The organism is Aquimarina sp. BL5 (genome assembly GCF_003443675.1).
In the GTDB taxonomy this organism is placed as follows: Bacteria; Bacteroidota; Bacteroidia; order Flavobacteriales; family Flavobacteriaceae; genus Aquimarina.
Map to the genome: position 1 here is coordinate 4,515,799 of NZ_CP031963.1, position 20,849 is coordinate 4,536,647.

The window sequence follows — 20,849 nt, forward strand, 5'->3', positions numbered from 1 at the left end:
AGGTTAAACCTTTTTTGATAGCAATAGTCATAATAACGAAGAACAAAAAAAGATAATTATTATGAAGACATTATTGAGAACCCTGGTATTAGGTATTTTGTTATCTACGCTAACAGCGTCTTGTGCGACTACTGTAAGAGTACGCCCCTCGAATCGTGTGGTAGTTACTAAAGTGCATAAGCCAAGAATTGTAGTTCATAAGAATGTGAAGTATTACAGAAGTGGAGGCGTTTGGTATGTAAAAAAGAATAGAAGATATGTGACTGTTGCAGCACCTGTTGGTGCACGTATAAATGTATTACCCGCAGGATATAAATCTGTTAAGGTAAGAGGTGTGAGATACTACAAGCATAAAGGAGTATACTACAAAAAAACCGGAAGGAGTTATGTAGTAGTAAATGTATAGTAAGTTTTAGATTGAGTTGGTTAGTTTAGTTAAGAAAAATTCCTTGAGGTTTTTAAAACAAAATCTCGAGGAATTTTTATTTAAGAACTTGTATTACCAAGCTTCTTCAATTTTTATACGTTTTCCATTTTGGTAAGAAGCTATAAAAGCACCTCTAAAACCTAAACGGACTAGTTCTCTACGGAACTTTTTAGCTTCAGATAATGATGCAAAATTACCAAGAGCATATTTATTAAAACTTCCTGCTTTGATTTCTTTGAAATTAACAAATTTATCTGAGTATAACGATAAATCTTTTTCCTCAAAAGCTCCAATTTGTACGGCATATACCAGCTCATCTTGTAACGAAGCCTTCTCTAATTCGTTATCCTGATTATCAATTTCATTTTCTGAAGCATTGATCTCTTGATCCATTGATAGGTTCTTGATCGTTTCTTCCAGTTCCGTGATTTTATTCTTAAGCATGGCAGACTGCTTATTAGACTCACTTTTGGAAATCATCCCGTCAGAAGTGCTGAATTTCATAAAATATACCGTTCCTGCAACTCCTAGAAGTGCAATAATGCCTAAAATAATCGTAGCGATTTTAAACTTTCTAGCATTCTCTTGTTCGTCTCTAAGTGCTTTGGTATGAGTGTAATTAGAAACACGTTTTTCTTCTTTAGCTTCATCTATTTGAACTTGGAAATCCAATAGTTCGTCATCACTAATATAAGGCATGATTTGTGGTTTTAATATGTTCAAATATAGGAGATTATTGCTTTATCCAAAAATTAAATTACTGATTAACCGTAATTGGTTGGGTGTACTGATAAGTTTTCATTGTTAGAGATGTAGAATAATCAACAAATTATAAAGTGAATGATACCTGAAGTAAATCTTATAAAATCTAACTTTCTAAGTATTACATAAAACCTGTGTAGGATTTTTTGTCAAATAAATGAAGAAAAAGTCTATTAATGTACTCCTGACGATTTTAAATGACACCATGTCGAATATTTTTAAGACACGAAAATATTATGCTCAATAGCGCGTTATTTCTTTTTCGGTATTCTATTTTAACGATCCTCCCACCCTAATCGAAATAGAATACGGATTTTATTACCATACTCAAAACTTAACCATCGTGAGCACAAAGACATACTTAAGGGCGCAATTATTATTGCTTTTTCTTCTATCTAATTTAATATATTCACAATCTAACCTTGTTTTAGAGGTTGATGGTGGCGGACCTACTTCAATATGTAGAGGTTCAAGGATCCAAATTAATGCTATTGCAAGTCCGCCGAATGATGCCTATCTATATGTATGGAGGAATGTTAATACGGGACAAGAATTAAAAAGAGAAACAGGAGATGATGGAACTTTCCTTGTTTTCGATGCATTACAGCAACCTGTTACGCTTGAAGTTCAGGTATCTGGTGGTGGTGGATTTGCACAAGAAAGAATCACTATACAAACAGAAGATCCAGGAAATCCAGGTCTCAATACAACAATATTTTTATGTGGTAGAACAGGTATTATTAATTTGTTTGATGAATTAGATGGAGGACCAGACCCAGGAGGAACATGGGAAAATGGGATTGATACATATGATACTTCTAATCCAAATGGAGGAGCGTTTACCTATACAGTTGGAGGAAGTGGCTCTTGCCCGACTGTAAATGCAGTTATTACGGTTAGACCATGTGAAGATAATGATACAGATAATGATGGCGTTTCAAACGTTGATGACGATGATGATGATAATGATGGGATTCCAGATATAATAGAAGATGGCTTTTGCACTGCCGCGACAATAACTCCTATTTTTGTTTTAGAGGAAGATTTCGGTTTTGGAGGCCCTACCAGGAGTCGATATGCCGAAGGTTTAGGTCTGACATATCAACCAGGTTTGCCACAAGATATAAGTAACGATGGAGAATATAATGTAGCAACTTCCACATATTTCAGAACAGCTGGTGGTTTTGATGCGACATTTTTATCAACAGATCTTATTGGCGAAGAAGACGCCAATGGAGATATAGATGGTAGATATTTAGCTATAAATATGAAATCCAGTGTATTCGCAGATGCGCCTATTTTTGTAGCGGATAATTTACCAGTTACTCCAGGAATAGAGTATACTTTTAGTATGTCTATTGCTAGTTTAAATAATAATATGGGAGAACGCCCCGCTAATCTAACAATAGAAGTAGTAGATCAAAATACAGGTATCGCGATTTTTAGTGAAGATTCAGGAGAAATAGCAAATGGTACTGACGTTTGGAACTTAGTGGAAGATGTATTTACACCAGATCCTGGAGTTACAGTAGTAACCATAAGAGTAATTAATAGACAAAATATAGATGGTAACGGTAATGATATTGGGATTGATAATATTTTCCTTTCTACCACAGGTTGTGATTTCGATCGAGATGGGATTCCTAATTCTCAGGATTTAGATGCCGATAATGATGGTATTTATGATATCGTAGAATCAGGAAATGCAGCAGCAGATGGGAATGGAGATGGACAATTTGATGGAGGAATCAATACCGATGGAACATCTACTACAGTAGTGCATAATGTTATCAATTCTGATAGTGATCCTAATCAAGATTTCCTTGATATTGATGCTGATGGTGACGGTATTATTGATAACATAGAAGGGCAATCTACTGCAGGTTATATCGCGCCAAGTGGAGTCGATGGAGATTTTAATGGAGTCGATGATAGTTACGATACTAATGGTTCTGCAATAACACCCGTAAATTCTAACACTACGCCAGCTCCCGATTATATAGATACAAACTCAGACCCGGTAACTGGTGATTGTTTAGATGACACTATTGAGGGATATGATACTGATCAAGATGGAGTTTCTGATGTAGTAGCAGGTGGAGCAGATGGAGACGGTGATGGATTGGATGATGCATTCGATACAGTTGTACTGGATAGAGTGACTGTACAAATTAATGCAAATAATGGAGGAACAGTTCCTACTGATTTTCCAAATAATCATAACCCTCTAACAGAAGAAAGAGATTGGAGAGAAGAAATAGGAGATGTAGATGTGGATCCACTTGATATTACGATATGTGATCCGGTCAATTTATTTGATCAGTTGCCAATGGGAACATTGACCACAGGAACTTGGAGTGTACCAGCAACAGGTACTGCGCTAACTGGAGGTCATTTAGGGACATTAGATCCTGCCTTAGCAGGTATTTTGGATGGAGAATATATTTATACGCTTCCGGTATTATCTACAGGGTGTCCACCCATTAGATATCTAATAGATGTTACAATCGATGATACTTGTCAATGCCCGGATATCGATGAACCTGTCGTACCCACGGCACCTGTAACTACTTGTATTGATGCAACACCCTTACCGTCTGTGACGGTTACACTAGCACCTGGTTTAGAAGGGCGCTGGTATTTAGCCGATGGAGTAACTCCTATAGCAAGAGCTCAAAATACAGATACATTCACGCCCTTAAGATCTGAGTTAGTAGTAGGTGATAATACATTTAGAGTAGAAGCTTATGAACCTGTAGGAATGTGTACGAGTGATCTTGTAGATGTAATTATTACAGTGACAGCTCCGCCAGAAGCCGGTGAGCCTAATGATATGCCACCAGTACCGGTTGCTCTATGTGAAGGAGATAATATGATTATTGACTTATTTGAAGAATTAACTGGAGAAGATACAGGAGGTGTTTGGACAGATTCAACGGATACAGTTATTCCAGGTGGTGCTATTTCTGCAAATGCAAATATTGCTGGAGATTATACATACACGGTAACTAGTAATGGTTGTACAGATACAGCTGTAATAAACGTAACTATTAGTACAGTACCTACTTTAGCGTTTGGAGCTACAAGCTGTGCTGCTGACCGAGCTACTTATGATGTGTCCTTTACCACTAACGGTACCTGGAATATTTCGGTAGATCCAGCTAATGAAGGAACTGTTGATGTAGCTAATTCAATGATTACCGGAATTACGGATGGAATTGATATTACAATAATCGCTATGAATCCAAGTAATGATTCGTGCGAAGCGATGTTGGTAGTTACGGCGCCAGATTGTAGTTGTCCGGATATTGTAGAACCTACCAACCCAAGTAACGAGAGTATATGTGTCGGTTCTACAACACCTGTTTTGTCTGTAGATGTGTTGCCTGGTCAGACGGCAAACTGGTATGATGAGAATGGGAGTCCTTTAATTACAAACAGTACGACATTTACTCCTACAGATACAGCAGTAGGAGATTATGTATATAATGTAGAAGCTTTTGATACAACAGAAAACTGTGCTAGTGATCGTATAGAGGTTTTATATCAAATTCTTAGTGTTCCGGTTATTGACCCTATAGATCCAGTTTCTGCTTGTGAGTCGTATGAATTGCCAACATTAGCAGTTGGGGATTATTTTACCCAAACCAACGGAGCAGGTACTCAGCTCAATGCCGGTGATATTATTGATATAAGCCAGGTGATATATGTGTATGCCGAAACAGCGACGACACCCAATTGTTTTGATGAAGAAGTATTGGATATTACCATAAATCCTTTACCAAATCCTATAGCGCCAGTTAATCCTGGAGATCGTTTTTGTGAAAGTTATACATTACCAGCTTTACAAGCAGGGCAAAGTTATTATACCGGACCTAATGGAACAGGGACACAATTAAGTGCTGGGCAAGAAATTAGAGAAAGCCAAACTATATTTTTACAGGAAGTTGATACCAATGGTTGTGAAAATGAAGTTGATTTCTTTGTCGAAATACAAACGATAGAAGAATTAGAGATAGAGCCGGGTTCTATATGTCTTGGAGTAGACTTTTCCGATTCATTTACTATTGACACAGAATTAAACGATGCGAATTTTTCATTCGAATGGAGTCTGGACGGAACCATAATTCCAGGAGCTACTCAATCTTTCTATGACGCTAATACACCAGGGATGTATACGATAGTTTATACAGATGTAGTATCAATGTGCTCTGGAATTACTCAAGTAATAATTGAAGGGATTAATGGTCCACAAACCCTAGACCTTCGGTTATCTAACGGATCTTTTGCAGATAGTAATGATATTATAGCAACGGTAGATGGCGATGGTCCTTATGAGTTTAGTCTAGATGGTGGTTTTCCTCAGGACAGTAATGTATTTACTAATGTCCCTGTAGGACTCAGGGAAGTTACTGCGACTAGCATAGATGGATGTGGTTCTATAACAGGATCTATATTCGTAATTGGGTTTCCTACTTTCTTTACTCCTAATAATGATGGATTTAATGATCAGTGGGGAGTTGTTGGAAATGAAGACACTCCAGAGATGGATATCTACATTTTCGATAGGTATGGAAAACTACTTCAACAATTGAATAGGGATAATCAATGGGATGGTACATATGGAGGAAAACCCCTGCCCGCAACGGATTATTGGTTTGTAGCAGAGTTCAGAGATGGATCAGCTACGTATAGAAGACACTTTACACTAAAACGATAATGGGAGTATTATTTCTCTATTTCAAAACAAGCAAGATGAAATTTACAAAAATAAATCTAGTAGCAATAATAACATTGTTGTTTATAGGATTTGGAAATGCTCAAGAAGGCTTATCTATATATTCAGATTATCTCACTGATAATTATTATCTATTACATCCATCAATGGCTGGGGCAGCTAATTGCTCTCAGGTTCGATTAACCGGTCGTAGAAACTGGGTTGGAGAAGAAGATAGTCCAGGATTGTATACTGCAGCATATAATGGGAGAATTGGTGATTCTCAATCAGGAATCGGAGCGATTGTTTATAATGATAAAAATGGATTTTCTTCTCAGACAGGAGGATATGTAACATATGCTCATCATTTGATGTTTTCCAGAAGTGAGGTAGATTTAAATCAACTGTCTTTTGGATTAAGTGCAGGAGTCATTCAATACAGATTGGATCAAACCAGATTCGATCCTAATGATCCTTTGGTAGGACCAGGATCTCTAAGTGAAAGTGAATTTAATATAGACGTTGGTTTTTCATATAATCTATATAATTTTTATACACATGTTACCGTAAAGAATCTTTTAGAAAACTCTGGGGTCAATAATGACCTGCAATTGGTTAATAATTTAAGAAACTATCTAGTATCTGTCGGGTATGTTTTTGACCGTCCAGGAAAAACCTTTTCATACGAACCTTCTATATTATATTCGCATAGGGAAGGCGTCCAGCAGTCTAGTATTGATTTTAACCTAAAGGTATATAGTGATATGGAATTTGGAAAGCTATGGGGTGGGTTATCTTATAGAAGAAGTTTTGACTCTATAGATTTTGTGGAAAATTCTGAAATACAAAGCCAGAGCTTGAATTATATAACTCCTTTTGTTGGCGTTAATTTCGGGAAATATATGTTCGCATATACCTATTCATATCAATCAAATCCAGTAACGTTTAATAATGGCGGTTTTCATCAAATAACATTAGGTATTGACTTTTCTTGTAGATCTAAAAAGTATGCGTGTTATTGCCCTTGGGTAGAATAAATTTCTTGTCAGGTAAAACCATTTTAATGAAACATTATGTAATGGTTAACTTCTTTAATTGGAAGAAAAATAGTTTGATCTTTATTTAAAGAAGAGATAACATCAAGTTTATTGTGATAAAATATTTTTGAAGAAAAATAAATACACACAATGAACAGAAGAAATTTTTTTGAAAAATCTTTATTAGTTGCAGGAGGCTTTATGATAGCTCCTATATACATCAGTTGTAATGAAGATGACGATATAGATATTGGTATTCCGGATCTTAGTACAGACAAATTTTTTGAAGGAGTTGCAAGTTTTGATCCTACTGATTCTAAAGTCATTATATGGACACGATTTACTCCTGATACTGGTAGTTCTAATACTGTAATTAATTGGCAAATTGCTTCAGATCAAAATTTTAACGATGTAGTGAGAAGTGGTGAGTTTGTAACGGGAGCAGACAGGGATTATACAGTAGCGATAGATGTTCAAGAGCTACCTTCTAATAGCAAATTTTACTATCGGTTCTTTGAGTTGGAAACACAAACAACTTCTGTAGTCGGTGAAACGATTACACTTCCAGCATCTGGGGATATGATAACTGATGTGAAGTTAGCCGTTTGTTCTTGTGCAAATTTTGCAGCAGGATTATTTAATGTGTACGGAGCCATGGCTAATTCTGAAGCAGATGTGATCGTGCATTTGGGAGATTACATCTACGAATATGGAGAAGGTGAGTACGGTACTAATGAAAATACTGTAGCCTTAGATAGAGTTCATAAACCAGCAAATGAAATTGTATCACTTACAGATTATCGAGCGAGGTATAAGCAATATAGAAGTGATGCTCAACTACAATTAGCCCATCAGAAAAAACCATTTATCTGTGTGTGGGATGACCACGAAGTTACCAATGATGCTTATAAAGATGGTGCAGAGAATCATCAAGATACTGAAGGATCCTATGAAGTTAGAAAACAAACGGCAATACAAGTATATAGTGAATTTTTGCCTCTAAGATCTACAGATCCATTTAAGATTTACAGAACATTTGATTTTGGTAGTGTATTAAGTTTACATATGTTAGATACCCGAATTATAGGTAGAGATAAGCAACTTTCTTATAATGATTTCTTTAGCCCAAGTACAGGATTAGATACAGTTGCATTTCAGACAGCCTTGCAAGACCCTAGTAGAGCTTTATTAGGATCGGAACAGCTAAATTGGTTGTCTGGAGCAATCGCTGGAAGTAATGCAAACTGGCAAGTATTAGGACAACAAGTACTAATGGGTAAAATGTTTATGCCAGCAGAATTACTTATTCTTATCGGTAGGGTCGTAGGAGAAGTTGGAGCATTAGGAGCTGCTACTCCAGAAACGGCTGCTGCTTTTGAAGCTTCATTAACGGAGCTAACAGCGATTAAAACAAGATTGCTAGCTGGAGATATTACATTGACCGACGAAGAGATCGCTAGGGTACAAACAGTTATTCCTTATAACTTAGATGCTTGGGATGGTTATTTTATCGAGAGAGAACAACTTTTTGCAATGCTGGGAGGAAGAAAAACAGTTTGTCTAGCTGGTGATACTCATAACGCTTGGTATAGTGCGTTAAAAGATGTAAGTGGAAAAGAAATAGGAGCAGAATTTGCTACATCTTCAGTTTCTTCTCCGGGATTCGAAGGTTTTCTAGGTGTAGATGGGAATCAGGCCGAAGGTTTTCAGCAAGCTTTGGAGATCCTGATTGATGACTTACAATATATGGATGCTACACAAAGAGGATTTTTACAGGTTACCTTTACGACTAGTAGTAGTCAGGCACAATGGAATTTTATTAATACCATCGCTGCAGAAAACTACACTGTAAGTGTTGGGAAAACAGTTTCGTATAGTTAGAAAGCCTTAATTTAGAAGTAGTGACTAAAAACGCAACCTGAAGAGGTTACGTTTTTTGTATTTATTGGTTTTATATTATTTTGACTGAGCCGTTTTCCTATTTAAAAAGAATATGATTTACTCTGCGACCTCTACGATAAGATTATCTTCAGTTTTAGTTACTTTGGTTAATCCTAATTTAGAAAGACCTTTCATTCCTTTATCCCAAGCTTTGTTACTTAAACCAGAAGCAGTTTTTAGATCACCTAAAGCCATGCTTTGTTCTTTTTTGATAATTTCAAAAATAGCTTTTTCGTTATCATTCAATTCTACAGCCTTTTTTTCAGGACGCATCTGTGGGAAAAACAATACCTCTTGTATCGATTGATTATTGGTTAAATACATGATTAACCTATCCATACCAATTCCCATTCCAGAGGTAGGAGGCATACCATATTCTAAAGCTCTAATAAAGTCATTGTCAATAAACATCGCTTCGTCATCTCCTTTTTCGCTCAATTTTAGTTGTGCTTCAAAACGTTCGCGTTGATCAATAGGATCATTAAGCTCAGAGTATGCATTGGCAATTTCTTTACCACACACCATAAGCTCAAAACGCTCTGTAAGCTCTGGATTATCTCTATGCTCTTTACATAAAGGACTCATTTCTTTTGGGTAATCTGTAATAAATGTTGGTTGGATATAGTTTCCTTCGCATTTTTCTCCAAAAATCTCATCGATCAACTTTCCTTTACCCATGGTTTCATCCACTTCGATCCCCATTCCTTTTGCCGCTTCGCGAATCTCTTCTTCAGATTTTCCTGTGATGTCAAATCCAGTGAAATGTTTGATAGAATCAGTCATCGTTACACGAGCATAAGGTGTTTTGAAGTTTATTTTATGTTCTCCAAAAGTAGCATCTGTCGTTCCATTTACAGCAATTGCACAGTGTTCTACCAGATTTTCGGTAAACTCCATCATCCAGTTGTAGTCTTTATAGGCTACATAAATTTCCATTGCGGTAAACTCAGGATTATGAGTTCTGTCCATTCCTTCATTTCTAAAGTTCTTAGAAAACTCATATACGCCTTCAAAACCACCAACGATTAATCGTTTTAGGTACAACTCATTAGCAATACGCATGTATAAAGGTATGTCTAGAGAGTTATGGTGTGTTATAAAAGGACGCGCAGAAGCACCACCGGGGATTGGCTGTAGAATTGGTGTTTCTACTTCAAAATATCCTTTGGTATTAAAAAACTCACGCATAGCGTTAAAGAGTTTTGTCCTTTTTACAAATACATCTTTTACACCGGGATTGACGACTAAGTCTACATAACGCTGACGATATCTCAATTCTGGATCCGTAAAAGCATCATGAACCTTGCCATCTGCATCTGTTCTAGGTTGAGGTAGTGGTTTAAGCGTTTTACTTAATAAGGTAAAATCTTTTACCATCACCGTTTTTTCACCAACTTGTGTGGTAAAAAGCTCGCCTTCTACACCAATAAAGTCACCAATGTCCAGTAATTTTTTATAGATTTCGTTGTATTTGGTTTTGTCTTCACCAGTACAGATTTCGTCTCTGTTAAAATATACCTGTATACGGCCATTAGAGTCTTGCAATTCTGCAAAAGAAGCTTTCCCTTGTATACGTCTGGACATTAATCTTCCTGCGATGATTACTTTTTTTCCTTCTTCATATTTCTGTTTTATGTCCTCAGAAGTATGATCCACAGGAAATAATGCTGCAGGATATGGATTGATACCTAAGTCGCGTAAAGATTTTAGCTTCTCTCTTCTTACAAGTTCTTGTTCTGATAATTGCATAATGCTGCCGTTTTAAGCGTGCAAAGATACGAAGTATGATATAATCTTTCAATTGATTTTTAAGGATAGTCAGGACAATCGTATGTAAGAATGTTTTAACACAGTACAAAAATCGATTTTCTATGAATTAGGGCGTCCTGGCGGGCTATCCAATACAATTCCTCTCCGCCTGAGGCGGATGCGGGATTTCCATTCCTACCCCTGACGCATATACAATGTGTAATCAGCTAAGAACCTCAGTCCTCGCTTGGTATTACGGTATAACTATTATACATCTACGAAGGGTGAGGTTCTCGAACCCTGATATGAACCGGACTTCGAGAACCTCAGTCCTCGCTTGATATTACGGTGTAACTATTATACATCTACGAAGGGTGAGGTTCTCGAACCCTGATATGAACCAGTCCTCAATTCTGAACCTATCCGAACCCTGAGCGTAGCCGAAGGGTGAGAATACACTGCCAAAGCGTAAACTTTCAATAAAAAAATGAAAAAAATTGAATTTTGGTAGTAACATAAGTAGACTGTATGACACTATCTAGTATAAAATAGCATCTAATTGGAAATTTAGAAGCGTTTTATTACAATTTTTAATTATATCAATTTTACAATTATGAGAAAAGTATTGTTATTTCTGTGTGTGTTAGTGTCTGGTTTTAGTGTTTTTGGGCAAGTTAATTTAAATTCTTCTTCAGGAAGAGTAAAAGATATCGACACGGACTTTTTATTTAGATTAACGGATAAACAATATGATAGAATTCTGCTACAATCAGGATGGTTATCTGGTATAGGGGATTACTTGTCGTTTAAACACGGAGGAGGTAATACAGAAGCCGGAACTTATGGTTTTCGGATAAGTGATGCACAAGGTTTTGATTTTGGCAAAAATGATTTTAGCACTTCATTCTTAAAAATTATGACTAATGGTAATATTGGTATTGGAACAACCTCACCTCAATCAAAACTAGAAATAAAACAAAGCGGAACGATCGGAGGGACTTGGAACCCTTCTGGGAGTTTTTTAACAATTTCGGATTCAGGAAGTTCAAAAATGATTATGGATTCTAATGAAATTTATGGTAATGGGACTTTGCATATCGGATCCAAAACAGGTGATATTATTAAGTTTAGAACCATTTCTGAAAACTCAACTAGCGATAAAGTTGTTATTAAGGCTGATGGTAAAGTGGGTATTGGAACCAATAGTCCACAGGCAGGATTGCATATTGCTAATAATACTGGACTATTTATCGATGACAGTGCTAGCGGATTTCCAGGTAGGATAAGTATGACTGATGGTTTTACAAATGCTTCTACGAAAGATGATATGCTTTTTGAATCAGATGGAGCCTTTATATTTAAACTTGATAGAAATGGTAATGGAATTTCCAATCTGCCTGGTTTTGGAGTTTATAACAAAAATAATGAGGCAATATTCTTTGCAAAAGACAATGGAAATGTTGGCATCGGCACAAGCACCCCAGACGCTAAACTAGCTGTAAACGGAAATATCCACACCAAAGAAGTAAAAGTAGATTTAATCGGTTGGGCAGATTATGTGTTTAAAGAAGGTTACAATTTACCAACGCTAGAACAAGTAGAAGATCATATCGCTACAAAAGGTCATTTAATCAATATTCCATCCGCCGCAGAAGTAGCAGAAAACGGTATCCAATTAGGAGCTATGAATGCGAAACTCCTAGAAAAAATAGAAGAATTGACGCTGTATACGATTGCGCAGGAGAAGAAATTGCAAAAACAAGAAGAACGTCTTAAAAAATTAGAGACATTATTAGTAAAGAAATAGAATCTCAATTGCTTCTAGTATATATTCATTCGTGAAATATGGAGATATACCAATGAATACATATCTAGAGTTACGGTTCCTATTCATATAATAGAACGAATCAGTGATATAATAATCCAACAATAGACCATAAATAAAAAAAGTAAAAAAACAGAGGTAACATTTCTCCTTCCTAAGACACGTACAAGTAGGGAGGCGAAGTTCACCTTAGAAAATTTCTTAAACATATTAATAAATTGATGGGGTATCCATTTAAAAAAATAAGTAAGGCAACAATTATTAAATAGTATTTTTTATGAAAAACATTTCATTATTTCTCACACTTTTTTTGATTACAAGTTTGGGATATGCACAGACTGGCGATGACGGTGGAGGCACTACTGCATTTGATTATACAGCAGAGCTTTCTAGAGCAGTTACGATTCCTAACTCTCCAGAAGCAGCAGCATTTATTAAATATGGAAATGTTCCATTAAACCAATATACAGGTACTCCTAATGTTTCGATTCCGATTTGTCAAATTTCTGGTAAAAGTATTTCGCTACCGATATCGATGACCTACGACGCTTCTGGGATCAAGGTGAATCAATTAGCTACTAAGGTTGGTTTGGGATGGAACCTGAACTATGGTGGGGTAGTTTCTCGTCAGGTACATGGACTTCCTGATCAAGCGGATGGAACCTATGCTAAAATTACAGACCCAGGCACTCGAGCGGGTCTTGATGCTGCCTACAACAATGCGCATATGACTGCTTTTTCTACCGTAGAGGCGATGGATGCTGCCGATGCTTTGTTAACCAATTATAGTATGAACAATATCGATATCCAGGCAGATACCTTTAGTTTTTCTATTAACGGATTATCAGGTACCATCGGAATCAACTATGATGTGACTGAAAATGGAAAATATCAAGTTTTTTGTATTGATAATCCAGAAGTCAAAATTGATTATACCTTGTTAGGAGATCAGATCACCAATTGGATTATTACTGATACCCAGGGAACACGATATGAGTTTGCCAAAGCAGAATACACCCATACATCCTATAGCACCCAACAGAATGAGTATACCGCAGAATATATCTCCAGTTGGTATGTTACCAACATAGAAACTGCTGACAAAGAAGATACAATCGTATACTACTACGGTAATGGGGCCTACTATGCAGAGAATCAGCGGTTGCCTTTAGACCATATTGTTCAATTTTATCAAAACGTGAATTCTTCAGTTTTTACACAAGAAATTGTAGAACAACATAAGCAAACGATCTATAAGATCAAACAATTTAACCCAACAGCTATTTTTCATAATGGGAAGCTGGCAGTAGATTTTGGAAGTACTCTGCAGCGAGAAGATTTGCTTGGGCAATCTGCGATTACAGGTGTCAATGCCTATAACATTTTAGGACAGCCTATAAAATCCTTTGAATTTGATTATTCATATTTCGTGTCAGAATCCGGTTCAGGGATATATTCAGCAGGTGATAAACGTTTAAAACTAGATGCAATTCGTGAGATTGAGGTGTTTCAGAATCAAGGAACTGTTAATACATCACCTACAACTCCTAAAGAGAAAACGCATAGTTTTGACTATTTTAACCCGACACAACTTCCTCACATAAGTTCTAATCATATGGATCTTTGGGGATATTATAATGGAGGAACAGGGAGTATAACCAATGTGGTGGGGAACAGGTTCCTTTTTAACCAACAATATGGATTAAGGCGATTAGATTATGACTTCCAAGGGGCTGACCGCACATCTAAACCGGAATTTGCAATTAACGGAACGCTACAAAAAATCACATATCCTACTGGAGGAAGCACGGAATTCTTTTTTAATGGACATAGTGGGCCTTTAGAAGAAGAGGCAACAATTAATCTACAAAGATACACCACTACCGTTCAGGGAGGAAGTGATAACCCAATAGCCAGTACCAATGATCTCGATGATTGTCCTAATATTGATGATATCGGATACTTACACAACCTTCAGAATATTGCCAATGGGGAGTTTACCATTGATGCGTTAAATGCCAACAAAGCAATTGCTTTTGATGTGACATTCAATAATTACAATCCCGGGCCCCCATTAGCAGGCAATGGAGTGACATTTGTCTGTGTGTATAAATCTCGAATAGGAACGGGTCAGTGTGAGACACGTCCTTGCCCTGAAGGAGATTTACAACCTAATGGATGTTCCTTGGATGTATCAGGTGATACTTATACGATTTGTGATAGAGGAGAAGCACCACTGACCTATTGTGATATTATGACCAGTAATCCTGCTACCAACCCAAAGATTGTGTATTTCAGTACTACTATTCCTGATCGTGATTTTATTTTACAATTAGAAGAAGGAGATTATCGCATTTTACTAGTCAATGGAAATTCCAATACCGCTTTAGATATTCAATATGAATTACTGGTAGAACGGGAAATACGAAGAAACAATATGGTAGGAGGTTTACGATTGGTTAAAACAGAAGACAAACCTTCAGAAAATGCTACTGATGTATTGACTAAGTATTATTATTATAATACGTTGCCTGAAAATGGAGTAATTACTCCTAGTATTATAGAAGGGAACTATGCTTCTTCCGGAGTGGTGCATCAAAAACTATTCTTTTCTGATGTAGAAATACATAGTGGTCTTGTGCGTGATGGTGTCAATGTACCTGATGTGAATTTGTATAAGTTTTATAGCAACAACCTGGCTCCAAAAACAAAATACAATATCGCCTATACCAACGTATCTGAAATACAATTCAAAAATAATCAATATCAAGGGCATACCACCTATACCTTTTACAATCAAGATGATGGTGTTGCGGTAGCAAACCGTCCTTATTTCCCCAGATACCATCTAAACGGAAGACTGAGAGCGACGACCCATTATAATGATCAAAGAAAAATGGTGCAGCAAAGCTCACAGCTGTACTCACAACAAACCCTGAGTACCACCATGCCACACAACGGAGTCTTTATGATCCCAGAGGCAGTTGCACATCAAGCCTGTAAGAAAAAAATATACCAGGATGGCGTCTATACTATTTCCGTCTCACTTGCTGACCCTATAGTGGGTGGTTGTTTTGGAGGAGGAGAATCAGGGCCATATACCATCTATTTCGCCAACAAGTACCGCTTAACACCTGTATGGACACGATTAGAGGCAAAAACAGAAAAACAGTTTTTTGAGGATCAGCTCATAGAGCAAAAAACAGAATACTTCTATGATAACGATACTCATAAACAAATGACACGTACGCAAACCACCAAAAACAATGGGGAGATCGGGATCTCTAAAATGTATTACCCTCAGGATAGAGCAGCGCTCGGTACCTTACCTCTTAATGCCAACAAAGCTATTGATGTAATGATAGATACCCATCGTATTGGAATGCCTTTGCAAGTAGAGCAGTACACCAAGCAAGGAACTGAAAACATCCTACTGGCTACACAAAGAACAGATTATAAATTATGGGGTACCGAAAAACATGTATCTCCAGAATTTGTGTATACCAGTAAAGGAAATGCAACGCTGGAAGAGCGCATGCGATATGTAGATTATGATAATCTAGGACATCCATTAGAAGTTGTACAGACCTTAGGAAGTCCAGTTATATTTATTTGGGGATACAACAATAGATATCCGATTGCCAAAATTGCCAACGCTACCTATATAGGGATGCCTACAGAGGTTATCGATTTGATTGATCAGATCAAAACAATCTCTAATGCAGAGGATACTGCTTCTGAGGAGATTGCTATGCGATCTAAGTTCAAGGATTTAAGATCCCACACATTCTTTGCTAATGCAGAAATAACGAGTTATACCTATAACCCACAAATTGGTGTGACTAGTATCACAGATCCTAGGGGATATACGATGTATTACGAATATGATGGTTTTAATCGATTATCAACGGTAAAAGATCAGGATGATAATTTGATATCAGAAAACAAGTATAACTACAAAAACTAGTAACAGATGAAAAATATTGTAACACAAATTGCTACAGTCTTGCTAGTTTTAGTAAGCGTAGTGGTAACTGCCCAAACAGCAGATACAGTAATTATAGAAAACGAAACCATTAATGCATCTAGCGATCCGGCATTACTTAATATAAGCGCAGGTCAAAAAATTATCATTAAACCAACCACTTGGATACAACCGGGTACTGTATTTTCTGCAACGATTTCTGGAGATCCTTATGTAAATCCATTATTAAGCACTGACGAGAATTATGTATTTACACGAGTGTATCAAAAGGAGAAGACCAGTTTTTCTGAAGTTAGCAATAATAGTGATGTGATCGAAAGCATTACCTACTTTGATGGATTAGGTCGTGCTACGCAACAAATAGGGATCAAAGCCTCTCCTGATAAAAAGGATATTGTAACTCATATGGAATATGATACTTATGGAAGACAAGCAAAACAGTATTTACCTTTCGAGAGACAAAATGAAGTTATAGGAAGTTATGACCCCGTTGATGTTATTACAGATATTAATAGTTATTATAAAACAAAATATCCTAATGATTTTATCGGAATGGCAGAAGCTGATGTCAATGCCTATTCAGAGACTATTTTTGAGAAATCTCCATTAAGTAGACCTTTAAAACAGGCTGCACCAGGATTAGACTGGATTGCAAAAACTACAGGAGATGATCATACCATAAAATTAGATAGAAGGGCCAATAATGCCGCGGATGATGTGGTCTATTTTAGAGTAAACTTTATAGACGGCAATACCGAAGCGCCTAGCTTGGTAAAAGTGGGAGATTATCCAGATAATGAACTCTTTGTAAACATTACCAAAGATGAGAATTGGGTCACGGGTGATGGTGATAATCACACTACACAGGAATTCACTGATAAATCTGGTAGAGTCATTCTAAAGCGTACTTTTAACTCCTCTCCCTCTGGGGGAGGTGCCGCAGGCGGAGGGGGAGCACACGATACCTATTATGTATACGATGATTTTGGGAATCTTACCTATGTCATTCCTCCAAAAGTTATAGTAAGTGATGGAATTTCTTCAAGTGAGCTCAATGAGCTCTGTTATCAATATATCTATGATTATAGAAACCGATTGATCGAAAAGAAAATACCAGGAAAAGGATGGGAGTATATTGTATATAATAAACTCGATCAGCCGGTGCTAACTCAGGATGCCAACCAAAGAGCAAAATCCCCAAAAGAATGGTTGTTTACGAAATATGATGCTTTGGGCAGAGTTGCGTATACTGGAATTATAAAAAATGATCAAAATCGTTTAACAATACAAGATTCGGCAGATAACAATACAAGTTATACCCAGTATGAAACTAAGCAAAGTAATAGCAGCACAATAGCAGCAACATCGGTATATTATACGAATAATACTATTCCTGGGTATATTGATAAGATCTTAACCGTCAACTACTACGATAATTATGAAGTTGGAAATCTAGTAACTTTTAATCCAGCTAATGGCTCCGGAACCTGGGAAGGTATGACAGCAACTGCAGAAGTAAAAGGCTTACCAACGGTATCCCAAGTTAGAGTGTTAGGAACTGATCAATGGATTACTACCGCTACCTATTATGATAATAAAGGAAGAGCTTGGGAAACCCATATAAAAAATGATTATCTCGGTACTGAAGATTGGATTTTAAATAAATTGGATTTTGTGGGCAAGGTTTTAAAAACCCGAACTACCCACACCAAAGACAACAATGCTGCGATAGTAACCATTGATACCTTTATCTATGATCATATGGGGAGATTGTTAGATCAAAAGCAAACGATTAATAATCAAGCAGAAGAGCGAATCATATCAAATACCTATGATGCATTAGGACAATTGGAGTCTAAAGAAATAGGCGGTGGATTACAAGATGTAGATTATACCTATAATGTTAGAGGTTGGTTAAAAGAAATTAATGAGGGCACCACAGATAATGGAGATTTATTTGGTTTTACGATTAATTACAACACCACTACAGAAAACTTAGGAGCAATTGCATTGTATAATGGTAATATTAGTGAAACCAGTTGGAAAACTGCTAATGATAATACCAAAAGGGCTTATGGATACCAGTATGATGCATTGAATAGAATTCTTGCCGGAACGAGTAGTGATGGTAGGTATAACTTAAGTAATGTATCCTATGACAAAAACGGAAATATCGAAACCTTACAAAGAACCGGTGCCATTGTAACAAACCCAGATCGAAGTAGATCTGGTGATTTTGGCATGATGGATCATCTTGCCTACGAATATGATGCAGGGAACAGGTTATTAAAAGTTACCGACGAGGTAACTATGCCTTTTGGGTTTACCAAGAATGCCACAGTTGCAGGAGATGAGTATCAATATGATGTTAACGGTAATATGACTGTGGATCATAATAAAGGAATATCCAGTATTAGTTATAATCATTTAAACTTACCTAATACTGTTGCCATTTCTAATAGTGAAGGAACAGGAAATATTACTTATATTTACGATGCCACCGGAGTAAAACAAAAGAAAGTTGTCTCTGGAGGAAGTTCTTTAGCAACAGAATACGCTGGTAACCACGTGTATGAAAACGGACAACTTAAGTTCTTTAACCATGCAGAAGGGTATATAGAACCTAATGGAGAAGGTGAGTTTGATTACGTATACCAATATAAAGACCATCTGGGAAATATAAGACTCTCATTTTCTGATAAGGATAAAGATGGGAAAATTGATGTGCTGAGAAATAATGCAGATGCAGACGGTGATAATGATTATGCTCACGAAATCTTACAAGAAAAGAATTATTATCCCTTTGGACTACAACATAAAGGGTACAATGACCTCATTGTATCAGAACATAACTATGGTTTTACTGGTAAAGAAGAACAGGATGAACTTGGTTTGGGATGGATAGATATTACCGCACGTAATTATAATCCTGAAATTGGTAGATGGATGAATATTGATCCATTGGCAGATCAATTCCCTTCTTTATCACCATATAATTATGCCTTGAATAATCCTCTTAATTTCGTTGATTTTGATGGAAAAGCTCCTGATCCCGTTTTATTGAAAGTTGTACAAAATGCTATACAAAATTTTGCTGTAACCTATGCAATAAATAAAATTAATGCTGCTCATCAAAAAGTTTTTGGTAAAACAAGTTTAGATCGCCCAGTAATTTCTTCAATACCTAAAGGAGAAAAAAAATACATATTTGAAGAAGGTTATTTAAATGCTTTGTTAGGAACAAATGAAGTCAATTTTGATGGGAAGGTCGCTCTGAACGGAAGAAATTTCGATATAATAGGCTCCTTTCATAAAAAAAGTAATAATAGTTATCACGAGATTAATTCAGTTGATGTACTAACTGGGAAGGATGGAAGCAGATATACTTCTTATGCATCTGGATTTGATGGAGGATTTGTTGTCGAGTTGACGGGAGGTACAACAACCATCATGAGACTTTATCTTCCCGATGCAGAAACTCACAAGATTTTTGAAAATCTTTTAAATAAATCTGGAGAAGATTATTTGAATAATTTAATTCAAGAAAATCCAGAACTTGCAAAATTATTTGGGCTTGCTAATTTAAAGGATGAAGTTGATAACTTATACAATAGTTTTGGTAGAGATAATCCTTACGACGAAAATTCAGAACAAGGTAAAAGATACTTGAGAATTCGAAATACTTATAGAGATAGAAGAAATACTTATAGAAATGAAGAACATTTTTTTGAGGAACTTCGAAAAAAAATAAATTTAGATATTAAATAATGAAAAACAGTAAACATATTTTGAGCAAAGTAAAAAAGAATTTAAAAATTATTTTAATTTTACTGATTATTATAATTATAACTGTTCTATTCTATTCAGGTTACGAAAATTACAAAACAAATGAGTTGATAAGAAAGAAAAACTCCTCTTTTTCAGATGCTCATTCAAAATTTTTGCTACCTTCTGAAGGTAGTAATATAGGACAAGAATTATTAAAGGAAATTGAGAAGATAAAACTTCAAACAATTAATCAGTTTTTAGATAATAGTGAGGAAAAAATTGTTTTCAATCCCTTAAATATGGATACCCTAAGTATTACGATTTTAGGTAGTAAATATTCATATCAATCTTCCTTAGATTTGGGGTATATTGATGAGGGTTATAATCAGGTATTAACAAAAAATGTTTTTGAATTTATTCGTGATAAAGGCATAGTTAAAATAGATATATTTAGCTTAACACCTACACCTGCGGGAGATGTTCCCTTACCTCCCGGTTATTTAACCAATGATAAATGAATCTCCCCCCGCTAGCGCGAGCGTCACGCTCGTGCCGATAAAGAGTGAGCGGTATGAGAAAAAAAATAAAGAAAAGGCACAATAGTAAAAGTTGTGTTCTCATGCTCGTACTAATACAGG

10 protein-coding genes are annotated in these 20,849 nt (G+C 36.3%); 8 read left to right on the forward strand and 2 right to left on the reverse strand.

All coding sequences use genetic code 11. The annotated features are described in order from the left end of the window. The first annotated feature begins 61 nt into the window (after nucleotides 1-61). Entirely contained in the window at nucleotides 62-406 is a 345-nt protein-coding gene (locus D1818_RS18765) for a DUF6515 family protein (RefSeq protein ID WP_118460668.1), read from the forward strand. Nucleotides 407-499: 93 nt separating this feature from the next. Here the strand turns inward: D1818_RS18765 and D1818_RS18770 are convergent, their stop codons facing one another. Then, nucleotides 500-1,126 (reverse strand): SPOR domain-containing protein, encoded by a 627-nt coding sequence (locus D1818_RS18770; protein WP_118460670.1) that lies wholly within the window; start codon nucleotides 1,124-1,126, stop codon nucleotides 500-502. Nucleotides 1,127-1,532: 406 nt separating this feature from the next. Between D1818_RS18770 and D1818_RS18775 the strand changes: the two genes are divergently transcribed. The 3 genes from D1818_RS18775 to D1818_RS18785 all read left to right on the forward strand — a co-directional run bounded on the left by D1818_RS18775 (nucleotide 1,533) and on the right by D1818_RS18785 (nucleotide 8,824). Further along, complete coding sequence (locus D1818_RS18775) at nucleotides 1,533-5,909, forward strand: T9SS type B sorting domain-containing protein (RefSeq protein WP_118460672.1); 4,377 nt, start codon at nucleotides 1,533-1,535, stop codon at nucleotides 5,907-5,909. 35 nt (nucleotides 5,910-5,944) lie between these two features. Beyond that, a complete protein-coding gene (locus D1818_RS18780; protein ID WP_118463935.1) occupies nucleotides 5,945-6,943 on the forward strand; it encodes a type IX secretion system membrane protein PorP/SprF in 999 nt (332 codons plus the stop codon). 150 nt (nucleotides 6,944-7,093) lie between these two features. Next, nucleotides 7,094-8,824: an alkaline phosphatase gene (locus D1818_RS18785; protein WP_118460674.1), complete on the forward strand. Its 1,731-nt coding sequence runs from the start codon at nucleotides 7,094-7,096 to the stop codon at nucleotides 8,822-8,824. A gap of 117 nt (nucleotides 8,825-8,941) precedes the next feature. Here the strand turns inward: D1818_RS18785 and lysS are convergent, their stop codons facing one another. Next, nucleotides 8,942-10,633 carry a lysine--tRNA ligase gene (gene lysS / locus D1818_RS18790; protein WP_118460676.1) on the reverse strand — a complete coding sequence of 564 codons (1,692 nt, stop codon included), beginning with the start codon at nucleotides 10,631-10,633 and terminating at the stop codon, nucleotides 8,942-8,944. 613 nt (nucleotides 10,634-11,246) lie between these two features. Between lysS and D1818_RS18795 the strand changes: the two genes are divergently transcribed. The 4 genes from D1818_RS18795 (at nucleotide 11,247) to D1818_RS18810 (ending at nucleotide 20,729) form a co-directional block, all read left to right on the forward strand. Further along, a complete protein-coding gene (locus D1818_RS18795) occupies nucleotides 11,247-12,440 on the forward strand; it encodes a hypothetical protein (protein WP_118460678.1) in 1,194 nt (397 codons plus the stop codon). 295 nt (nucleotides 12,441-12,735) lie between these two features. Next, nucleotides 12,736-16,425 carry a hypothetical protein gene (locus D1818_RS18800; protein ID WP_118460680.1) on the forward strand — a complete coding sequence of 1,230 codons (3,690 nt, stop codon included), beginning with the start codon at nucleotides 12,736-12,738 and terminating at the stop codon, nucleotides 16,423-16,425. Nucleotides 16,426-16,431: 6 nt separating this feature from the next. After that, a complete protein-coding gene (locus D1818_RS18805) occupies nucleotides 16,432-20,211 on the forward strand; it encodes a DUF6443 domain-containing protein (RefSeq protein WP_118460682.1) in 3,780 nt (1,259 codons plus the stop codon). Then, nucleotides 20,211-20,729, forward strand: coding sequence for a hypothetical protein (locus tag D1818_RS18810; protein ID WP_118460684.1), 519 nt, complete (start codon nucleotides 20,211-20,213; stop codon nucleotides 20,727-20,729). Before D1818_RS18805 ends, D1818_RS18810 begins: the two co-directional genes overlap by 1 nt. Nucleotides 20,730-20,849: the final 120 nt, after the last annotated feature.